The organism is Borreliella afzelii (genome assembly GCF_014202295.1).
In the GTDB taxonomy this organism is placed as follows: domain Bacteria; phylum Spirochaetota; class Spirochaetia; order Borreliales; family Borreliaceae; genus Borreliella; species Borreliella afzelii.
In genome coordinates, this window is record NZ_JACHGM010000021.1 from 1 (window position 1) to 3678 (window position 3678).

Annotated in this window: 5 protein-coding genes; all 5 read right to left on the minus strand. The window is 32.5% G+C overall.

All coding sequences use genetic code 11. The annotated features are described in order from the left end of the window. Nucleotides 1–49: 49 nt before the first annotated feature. On the minus strand, nucleotides 50–598 hold the full coding sequence (locus HNP63_RS06360; RefSeq protein ID WP_183227639.1) for a DUF777 family protein: 549 nt from the start codon (nucleotides 596–598) through the stop codon (nucleotides 50–52). Between the two features lies 1 nt (nucleotide 599). After that, nucleotides 600–1559, minus strand: a complete 960-nt coding sequence (locus HNP63_RS06365) for a DUF693 family protein (RefSeq protein ID WP_012579133.1) — start codon at nucleotides 1557–1559, stop codon at nucleotides 600–602. A 3-nt stretch (nucleotides 1560–1562) separates the two neighbouring features. Beyond that, nucleotides 1563–2243: a DUF792 family protein gene (locus HNP63_RS06370; protein ID WP_073999433.1), complete on the minus strand. Its 681-nt coding sequence runs from the start codon at nucleotides 2241–2243 to the stop codon at nucleotides 1563–1565. Nucleotides 2244–2266: 23 nt separating this feature from the next. Then, complete coding sequence (locus tag HNP63_RS06375) at nucleotides 2267–3559, minus strand: DUF759 family protein (RefSeq protein ID WP_073999432.1); 1293 nt, start codon at nucleotides 3557–3559, stop codon at nucleotides 2267–2269. Between the two features lie 7 nt (nucleotides 3560–3566). Further along, nucleotides 3567–3678 (minus strand): DUF1322 family protein (locus HNP63_RS06380; protein WP_183227641.1); only part of this gene is annotated, 112 nt, incomplete at its 5' end.

A 3678-nucleotide genomic window follows, 5' to 3' on the forward strand; every position in this document is an offset into this window, starting at 1 on the left:
TTTCCAATTCTTAAATCCATACTAGTAATTATACCATATTTAGCAAAAATTACTTAAACAAACTGTTGATATTAGCAGAAATTCTAGAGGTTACTATTTTTAGGCTCGCCTTGTCAATTATTGAGTCTCCTTTGATAGTTATACCGTTAATAGCACTGATAATACCATCTAGAATTTCTTTCAAGCTAGTTGTTTGGTTATCTATTTCAATTCTACTATTTGCTTTTATTTTAACAGTATCACAAATTAAATTTAAAGTTTTTGGACTAATTGCGCTAAGTATGTAAAAATGATGTTTGTCAAAATGAATATCGTCATTTTTATCAAAAATATTAACGCTTGATTGAAGTAGTAAAACAGTATCACCTTTTGATAGTTCAAAACCGATATTAGATATATTTTTTGTGTGAATTTCCAAGTCTTCAAATTCTGGTATTGTAACTATAGCCTCTTGAGTTTGCTGCTTAAACTCCTTTACAGTGCCAATTCGAGTTATGAAAATATTTGAATAAATCCAATTTTTCATGTCTTCTTGTGCCAATGCATGGCCATAAAGGCGCTGGTTCATTCTGTAAATTTCATAGTCTTCTTTACCCATCCTAACTTCCCTTAGCTTTTACGTTTTTTCTATTAGAGTCATCCTCTAGCTTAAGTATCAGTGAACACTCTCCCGTGTTACTAAGGCTTGCGCTTGTTTCTTTTATGGTGGTTTTTATCATTTTCCCTAGCCCATCAATAAATGAAACTTTATCACCAACATTTAGCTTATGTGTGTAAAATGTTTTGGCATTCCAAAATATAAGATTTATTTTGAGTGTGGTTCCTAAAGTAATTTCTTGTTGTGGGATAAACTCAAGTCCATAATCTTCTAATGCCTCGTAGTGAACATTTTCCCCCTTTTTTTTATAATTAGTAAATATAATATTGCAATCATTTCCCTTTAAACCAGTACCAATATCAGCTATTACGTTATGAACATATACCCCTTTTATTTTTTCAATAAACTCTTTTGGTGTTGTGGCATAAATATTTTTGTCAATGACTTTAAGTCTATCTTTTTCATCCATACGAATGATATTGCGATTAGGAAATACAGATTCTATTGCCTCTTGCACTGTTTTACCTTTAAAGCTTTTACCCTCTTTGCCCTCCAATTTGCGATTGAAGAAGTTGCTTTTAGTTAATAAACGAACATCAAGCTCGACACTAAAATCTCCACCGGGATAATCAGTGCTCATGGGAGTTCCCAAAGTCCCTGCCATTATAAAATCAAATTTTTTCTCATGAGCAAATTTCTTATAATGTATTTTTACTATATCTCCGAATTTGATATGATCGTTGAAGTCTAAGGGCAAGTTCCAAAGTACAATTTTTGCTTGTTTGGAACTTATAGTATGAATATTTGAATACACGTTGGATATGGAAATATCAACATGAATTCCATGTTGTGTATTGATTATAATTTTAGGATTTTCTTCTGGAAAAGGAATTCCATCATTTGATTTTTTTGATTTATCTACATCGTAAAATTCAATTTTAAAATCATAACTTAGTAACATAGATTATCCTTTATATTTTTCTAATGTAAATGTTTTCACTACTTCTATTGAAAGACTCACTTCAACTTCATCAATAAAAGGAGTGTCCTTAAACGTAAGATTTGTAATTATAGCTAATTCTTTTAGGCCAAAAGTTGGACTGTAGATAGTAAAAGGAACTTGGGCTTGCAGCCTATTAGCTAGTTGTTCTTTTACAAGGTGAGAGTCAAAGCGGAACAAAAAATTGCCAAAAACAGTAGTTTTGAATATCGAAAGCATATCTTTGTACATGGAAGTTAATATTCCACCACTTAATGATATATGTTCTCCCGTCATTACTGGGTTATAGCTTACATATTCTGCTTTTCTATCATAATAGTTAATAACCGGGCGTTTAGAACAACTAGTATTGTAAGTTCGTGATATAAGTTCAGTTTTTGGTTTTATAAAAAACAATTGTGGTACATATCCAAAACCTTTAAAATCTAGTCTCGGGAATAGCAATAAAAAGTTATCTGCTCCAAAAAAAGTAAATAGTTGGGTTGCTATGTCTTTTATTAATTGTCTAATCTCTTCACAAGACATTTCCCCTTCTTTTTTATTTTCGCAATTGTTATTATTTGCATTTATAATGTCCGTAGAATCCTCTTTTTCTACAGGCGATATTGTTTTATTGTTAATAATTTTTTTATTGTTAATAGCCATAAGTAATTACCTTTTTATCAAAATTATGGGGTAGTGTTTGCCATATCCTCAGGTTTCCCTCCAGAAGGTGTAGACGAAGGTGGAGGAGGGCCTCCGGTGTCGTTGTTTTTGTTTTTGGTTTTAGGAGGGGTGGGATTGTCTTCAAAAGCCCAACCAACCAATGGCAACTTGGCAAAAAGGCTTTTCAGCCCTTTAAAAAAGGGCTGAATAACATGTGTTTGCAAAGTAAAGCCATTAAAGTAATCAGTGACCATTTTAATGAATTTAAGTATTGGATCCAAAACAGTGGTGGTTAAGTTTGCAAGAGTTTGCTCAGCTGAGGCCAAATTGCTATCAATCTCTTCTTTCGTATCTGCTTTTTTCGTAAGGCCAAAAGATTTAAAATCTTTAAACATTTCACCCAACATAGTAATTCTAGATTCGAGATCTACTTCGGCGCCACTTTGCCAAGCTTTTTTAGCATCTTCTATATATTTGTCTCCAACCCCCGACTTTTTTAGTAGATCAAAAAGCTCATCTCCCTCTCCACTAAGTAGACTATTAACAGCTTTTACAGCGTCCTCGCCGCTCATAGCGCCACTAGATTTAAGCGCAGCTGAAAACTCTACTGCTTTTTTTAAATTATTTAGATTTAGCATACCTAAATCTCTTAAAGTACCCTTAAAGACACTTGCTTGATTTAAAAACTCTTCTTTTTCTAAGTCGCGCTCGAATCCTTTCATTCCTTTAAGAGTTCCCATAATCGTATTCCGTTCATCTTTCTCAAAAAACGCACTGTTGAGAAGTTCAGTTCTATTCGTTTTAGATTTTTCCTCAACTGCTTTTTTAGCAAATCCTAAAAGTCCTCCTGCTGCTTTACTCATAGCGTTGCCAATGATATTTCCTAGAGCACTACCTATTGCAATTTTGGCAACAAGCCCTTTTCCTTGAGAAGCCCCTATCATTTTACTTTTTGCTTTTGATTCTTTTGCAAGTTCTTTATACTCAAGGCGTCTTTTATCTCTATCAGACATTAAAGATCTTTTAAAAGCTTCTTTTCTAGCTTTTTCAAAACCCATGCCCTGTTTCATAAGCTTTTTAGTTTGTGTAAGTCTATATTTCTCAACACGTTCTCTTAAGTTTTCAAATTTAGATTGTTTGTTTAGTTCTTTTTTCTTATCAGACAAATTACTTTTTACAATATCTTTAGTACTGCCCAAACTAGATTTTTTAGGTTTAAGATATTTTTCCATTTTGGTAATATCTTGCTCAATAGCCTTTTTTGTTGCTGCATGATCAAGAATACCTTTAAATTTAATAGTGAATTTGTCGCTCATTAAGCCCTCACTTGCTTAAAATTAATTCATACAACTCTTTTTCTAATTTAAGATCAGCAATTCGATTGACTTCTAAAAGCTCATCATAAGGCAATTTCTTAACATCATCGTATGAGCAA